Consider the following 6286-nt stretch of genomic DNA (forward strand, 5'->3'; position numbering starts at 1 on the left):
ATATATTCGTTGATCTAACTATAAACACAGTAACCAGAGCCACATTTTTGATGTTTATGATTGTATTTATGATAATTTGGGTTTTTTACCACTTTGGATATAAATGGTTTAGTGGTTTTTTTATCCTGATCAAAGAGGTATTAAATATCTACATCATCATTGGGTTTATAGTCATTTTGCTATTTTTAGGTGCAACATTTCTAGGTGGAAAAACGGCTTCTATAAAAGAACAATACATGGTAATAGAACAAAAAGAAGAATTGTATGTAGCAGTTACTCAATATAAAGACAGTGTAGTAATTGCTCCATTAGATATAGAAAAAGAAACTATGACCCCGAATTTTAAACTAATGAAAATTGAGTCCATAAAAAACTCTGAAATAATAAAATTTGAAAATGGTTTAAAGGTTAAAAAGTTAAAGAGCAGCAAAGAGTTTAAGGAAAAGTGAAAGAAGAGGAAAAGACATGAACATAAAGCATAGAAAGCTATTTTGGTTAGCTATTGGGGTTATATTAGCTATTTGTGTGTATTTTTCCTTAGATAGTGAAGTGACTGTCTATGAAAAAGAAATACAAGTGCATGAAGATCAATACTACCCTATACTTCTTGAACTAGATAAGCCTGCAAATGTAACTATTGAGTATTTTAAAAAGTCCGGCCCAAATGTTGATGTTTATTTCATGGACTCATCTAATTTTGCTACTTTTGAAACACTTATGAAGCAGGGAGTAACTGAAAAAGAAGTTCTTTACAATGGAAACCTTTCTTCTTTTGGCACTTCTGAAAGCAATAAAACATTTAAGGTGGATGAGGGCAAGTATCACATAGTCTTAGATAATACTGATTATGGGGCTACCTATCCCCCTTTAAATATGGCTAATGATATTTCAACATTAGATTTTAAAATAGTTAGGGAGTATTAAATTCAAGACCCAAACCTGCCAGACAAAGGCAGCAGCTTCTTGTTTAGAAACATACCCCATAGAGATCAATTTAAAATAAAAAAAGGGGCTGTAATAGCCCCTCTTACAAAACAAAGTTATTTAGCTCTTCCTCAATCTCTTCTGCAGTGATGCCAATATAACTTAAAGTTATTTCTGGGTGTGAATGGTTCAATATTTGCTGCAGCTTGGCCACATCTTTTGATTGCTTATAGAACCAGTAACCAAAAGTTTTTCTCATGGTATGAGTACCTATTCCTTCTTCAATGTCTACCATGCTAGCAGCCTTATTGAACTGTCTATAGGCTTGTGTAGTGGTTATGGCCTTATCCCCTTTTCTGGAAGGGAACAGCCACTCTGAATCCACTGTTTTAATGTACTCCTGTACCTCTTCATAGATATTAGTAAGGTTAATGGTTCTTGGCTTCTTTGTTTTTCCCTCTTGAATAACAAACTTCTTTTTCTTCTTTACATCATTTACTTTTAACTTCAGTAAATCCCCTATTCTGAGACCTGTATTAATGCCAATAAGGAATAAAATATAGTCTCTTTCTCCACACCATTTCTTTAAAGACCACTTCATGTCCTCAAGTTTCTGCTTGCTTCTAATAGGTTGCACATCTTTTATTTGATTAGTAGTTGTCATTATGTATCTTTCCTTCCAGATCAGTAAAATCAATGTTTTGAATGTATGTTTTTCTATTTGTTTTTATTATATCAGTTAAAAATGGTTAAGTTCAACAGAATAAAGAAAATGAATGTATGTTTTTATCTATTTTCTTACATTCAGTCGACTTGCTATTGATTGATCTTTGAAATGAATAAGACCTGCAACCTCAAAAAAATCTGCTACCTCCTGCTTTTCCTTGGCACTTCAGTTTCTATACTTGGGTAATTTTTAACTTTAGTATGGGCATTTTTCACCCCATACCTTCCTTAGAAATAGGGGCAGAAAGTTTGTAAACCAACACTTTGATTTTTTTATTTTTCATGACTGAATAGATGACTGTGTTCATGACTATGACTGCAGGAATCTATTGATAATGCTAGAATTAAAGGAGTGTGACTGCATGATGAAAGGTGTGGATGACTGATGACTGATAAATGGTTCACAGTTGCAGAGATAGAGAAAGAAACAGGCATACCGGATGCTACAGTAAGAAGATATATAAGGAATCATGGACATAACTTTCAACTAAAGAAAAAGGGAAAGAGCTATCTGGTAACTTCTGAATCAGTAGAGATCATGAAGCAAATAAGGGAATGGTATGCTGGGGGTAAACAGGCAGAACAAGTTGAAGAAAATTTGGCTAAAGCAGGCATACCCATGACTGTTACTGTGACTGATGAAGAAGAAGTAGTGACTGTAAATGTAGCTGAAACCTTACAGGACATGAAAAAGAGCATGGCTGAAATGAACGAAAAGTATGATGAACTGATGAAAGCTTTTAAGCTTCAGCAAGAATACATAGATCAAAAACTAGAAGCCAGGGATCAGAAGCTTATGGAAGCATTAAACCACAGTTTAGAAATAAGAAAAGAGCTTGCAAGCGGTAAGCAGGAAGAAGAGAAAAAGAAAGGTTTTTGGGCAAGACTGTTTGGAAGTTAAATAGCTCTGAATTAACTTTTGCCTAAAAGCATTAGGAACGGAAAGGTGATAACAATTTATAAGGGATGGCTGCATATAAACCTACTTTTTTATGCAGATACTAGGCTGATTAAAAGGCGAGCAACATTTTGGAATCAATGATGTATGAAATCATTTGTAGCAAAAAATAAGGACAGAAAAAAACCCCTTGCCGGATAACATATTGATTCAGCAGGAGTTTCCTTCTTGTATGTGTTTATTGATAATATTTTTATTTAGTCGCTAATTCATCTTTGATTTCTTGTGCATAGTAATTAACATCATCGTTGGAATCAGCTTTAATGCTTATGAAAAGCTGTTTCACTATTTCTTGATTTGCGTCTAGTTCACCTATTTGAAGTAAATAAAGAGTTGAGGAAGCTACACTAACTCTTACATCGTTATTTTCATGTTTGCTTAACTCTAATAGCTTCTTGCTAAACCATTCAATATCTGTCGATAAATTTTGCGCAAGAATATCAATTGATTCAACAATGTTTTCAATGTTATTTTCTTTTATATGTTTTTCCATTTCCTCTTTCGATACTGTTAAATCTTCGTATCCAGTAGGAGTTTTGTCTTCGTCTAAATAAAGTTTACTCAAAAATTCTTTAAATGAAGAAGCTAAAGTAAATATTTTTTCTTCTTCATTGTCGACATAAACAACCTCTGGGTTCTTTTTTGTGTTTCTATAATCAAAAGCAATCCATGAGTGGCCGTCGCCACTGATTAGTATCAAACCTTTAGGCATATCCCATTCATTCAAGTAGTGATTATTTTCCAAAATTCCATACTTTTGTCCAATACCCATAATATGGTCGATGTAAACGGAGTCATCATCCCATGATGTTTCAAACGTTGTTGGAAAAGCATTGTAAATAATAAGGCCACCATTTTGTACACGAAGAATATCTATGTATTCTTTTGGAAGCTTTACAGAAAAAAATTGTTCTGCTTGTTTAATATCTGCTTCATTCAAATCTCGTAATTTGTACATGTCATCGGGTTCATTTCTCCATATCTTCATTAAATCACTTCCTATTCTCTTCATTTTTCATCATTATACAACAGAATCATATGTAATATAAAAATGAACATATATGGTTATTAGTTATTCAAAAGGAAAATATATGTAAAAAACATATTCCTTTTTTACCGTTTTATTGTATGATTGTGTTTGATTATGAAATTATGAGGTGAAAATATGAATCGGTTTTACAAAAACATGTGCTTATTTCTCTCTGTAATTCTGTTTTTAAGTGCTACTCTTCCTTTTGCAGCAGAGAGAAACAGGGCGTCAGCTAACACTTTAGAGGCTTTTGAAACAGAAGCTGACAGCTTTTGGTCTTATGAAGATGATACGTCAGCAGCTTCTAATTCTAGTAACATACGCACTGGGTACTTGTCAGGTTATACATACCAATCAGGAAATTTAGTTACTTATGATGAAGTAATATTTGATGATCCTAACTTGTCCCTTTATATGAAGAGTACACCTGGAGAACTTCAGTATGACGATACTGATAATTTGGCAAACTATCCTCAAATGGCTTATGAAGATATGAATACGCCAACTGATGATATTGCATATAGCTCTTCTATAGCTCCTGCGTGGTTAATTCCTGTTTTAGTTCCTGTAGTATCTCGAGTTGGACAAAAGATTTTTGTTAAGCAATTTTTAAAAAAGACAACAAAAAAGATTATAGTAAGAAATGGACACTTAGCTGGAAAAAGGCATCCTGTTACCAATGTGAAATTTTCTTCAAATGGTTTTCCTATTTTTTCTCAACTGTATCAACTCTCCCTTCCAAAAACACTTTGGAAAGCATCAAATAGAAAACAATTTAAATATGCAAATGAAAGGCTATTGAATGCAATTCAAAATAAGTCTGGTATTAGAAGTAAATTCAATGAAAATCAAATTAAGGATATAAAGGCAGGAAAAACACCAAGAGGTTATGTTTGGCATCACCACGAAAAAAGAGGCATTTTGCAATTAGTTAACAGAGAAATTCATAACAAAACTGGTCACACTGGTGGAAAGGCTATTTGGGGATCTCTTTAATGAGTTAAAACATTGAACTTGTATTCTAAGTTCCCTAAATTATAAAAAGCGATTTTGATCACTAATGATAGTGTGGTTAAAATCGCTTTTTTTGTATGTTTTCACCTAATTGATGAAGTATTGTTTTAGTATTTTTTTGTTGTTTTTTACGTCCCCATGAAAAAGTTAGGCTCTGCCTAACCCCACACACCAAGTGGGGGCATTTTTCTCTTATGCTCTTCTCTCTCTTCTAGTTGAAAAGTGAGAAGAAAAAAGATGATAGTATTGTAATGATGAAAAATCATTATTGCATTGAAAATGCTAGCTCTAAAAGATAGAATAATAGAAAAAGAAAAAGGGCTTAGTGCTACCAACACTAAACCCTTCAGGGCTCTCACTTCTACCACAAAGTGAAAACCATATGTGTTAACAAATGTTAAGCCCATTATATAAAATCAAATTGGGCTAATCAATACATATGTGTTTTTTTCTTATAGGAAAATTTAAGAAGTGGCAGCTCCTTACCATTCTGGAAGGGGTTTTTATTGTGACTATTTTTATTGAATCAGAGCAGCTTAAACAAATGCTTTCTTACAAGCCTTTAGCTGAAAATCATGCAGGGCAGCAAAAGATCAAGCTTCAGCTTTTAGAAAGCATTAAGGAGTTTTTTGCAGACAAATTTTATAGATTGAAGAAAGCCACAAGAGAAGCCATTGATTTTATTGCATGGCTTTCCTCTGAGAGAGGATTTATCTTTGCTAGTCAGCTTTATTTAGCTGAAAGACATGGTATAACAGACAGAACTATTAGGAACATTATGAAGCAGCTAGAAGGAGCAGGTCTTGTTGTAAAGGTACATAGAAGAGCAAAAGGTACAAATGCAAAAGGTAAACCGGTCTATCTGTTCACAAAGCATAAATATTTTTCATACTGGAAAGAGCTACTTAACCTTTCAGAGTGTGAAGATTTCCATGAAGATTTCCACGAAGAAAACAAGGAAACTCCTTATTATAAAAGGGCTGAAGAGGATAAAAAAAATTCTACCAATACATACCTAAATAAATTAAGAGATTTAATTATTAATAAAAAGGTATTGTCAGCAGATCAAAAAAAGGCTTCCGAAATGATTAAAAGCAATAAGCTGATTTTTTCAGAATGGAAGGATCATGCTGAAGTTTGTGCTGCTTCTCTTCCTAAAAAAATGAAAACTAGAGACTGGGAAGCCTTCTTTGAAGTCTTGGAATCTATGAAAAACAATGTAGCCAGATATGGAAACCCTATGAAATACTTTGAAACTTGTTTTAGTAATGCAGTAAAAAAGGTAAACAGCAGAGCAAAATTAAAGGCTTTTGAAGAGTTCCTAAACAGTGGTTATGAAGAAATTTCTATAAAACCAGTCCCCTTTTACAACTGGCTTGAAGAATAACCCTTCTATCCTTCTCTTACAGAGCTTTTAAAGATTAATTGTTTATTTTTGTATTACTTAAACATTAAAGCTAGATATGAGCCATTCTAGGGCTTTTAAACGGTGAGGATGGGAGAAATATGAATAGAGAAGAGCTATCAAAAATAGATGCTGCTTTATTGATAGGTATTTCGACAGCTTTAGGTTATGGACTTTCTTATGTTTATGAGTTTAATTATCAAGCCTATTATTATTTACCAAGTATATT

General features: G+C 33.1%; 7 protein-coding genes. 5 read left to right on the forward strand and 2 right to left on the reverse strand.

Features of this window, described 5'->3' with window-relative positions:
• Together BBA02S_RS19280 and BBA02S_RS19285 are read left to right on the forward strand one after the other, a co-directional pair.
• The coding region (locus tag BBA02S_RS19280) for a hypothetical protein (protein WP_218011595.1) at positions 1–449 on the forward strand (449 nt) is incomplete at its 5' end.
• Between the two features lie 16 nt (positions 450–465).
• On the forward strand, positions 466–924 hold the full coding sequence (locus BBA02S_RS19285) for a hypothetical protein (protein ID WP_041114671.1): 459 nt from the start codon (positions 466–468) through the stop codon (positions 922–924).
• 103 nt (positions 925–1027) lie between these two features.
• On the opposite strand, the gene BBA02S_RS19290 is transcribed toward BBA02S_RS19285, so the two are convergent.
• The gene (locus tag BBA02S_RS19290) at positions 1028–1588 is read right to left on the reverse strand and encodes a tyrosine-type recombinase/integrase (protein WP_041114670.1); all 561 of its coding nucleotides are present in this window, start codon (positions 1586–1588) and stop codon (positions 1028–1030) included.
• 447 nt (positions 1589–2035) lie between these two features.
• Between BBA02S_RS19290 and BBA02S_RS19295 the strand changes: the two genes are divergently transcribed.
• Positions 2036–2551, forward strand: coding sequence for a hypothetical protein (locus tag BBA02S_RS19295; protein WP_041114669.1), 516 nt, complete (start codon positions 2036–2038; stop codon positions 2549–2551).
• Positions 2552–2801: 250 nt separating this feature from the next.
• On the opposite strand, the gene BBA02S_RS19300 is transcribed toward BBA02S_RS19295, so the two are convergent.
• Positions 2802–3596 carry an SMI1/KNR4 family protein gene (locus BBA02S_RS19300; RefSeq protein WP_041114668.1) on the reverse strand — a complete coding sequence of 265 codons (795 nt, stop codon included), beginning with the start codon at positions 3594–3596 and terminating at the stop codon, positions 2802–2804.
• Between the two features lie 177 nt (positions 3597–3773).
• Between BBA02S_RS19300 and BBA02S_RS19305 the strand changes: the two genes are divergently transcribed.
• Together BBA02S_RS19305 and BBA02S_RS19310 are read left to right on the forward strand one after the other, a co-directional pair.
• Entirely contained in the window at positions 3774–4634 is an 861-nt protein-coding gene (locus tag BBA02S_RS19305) for an HNH endonuclease (protein WP_041114667.1), read from the forward strand.
• A 526-nt stretch (positions 4635–5160) separates the two neighbouring features.
• Positions 5161–6039, forward strand: coding sequence for a helix-turn-helix domain-containing protein (locus tag BBA02S_RS19310; RefSeq protein ID WP_041114665.1), 879 nt, complete (start codon positions 5161–5163; stop codon positions 6037–6039).
• Positions 6040–6286: the final 247 nt, after the last annotated feature.

It is taken from the genome of Bacillus badius NBRC 15713 (genome assembly GCF_001591605.1).
In the GTDB taxonomy this organism is placed as follows: Bacteria; Bacillota; Bacilli; order Bacillales; family Domibacillaceae; genus Pseudobacillus; species Pseudobacillus badius.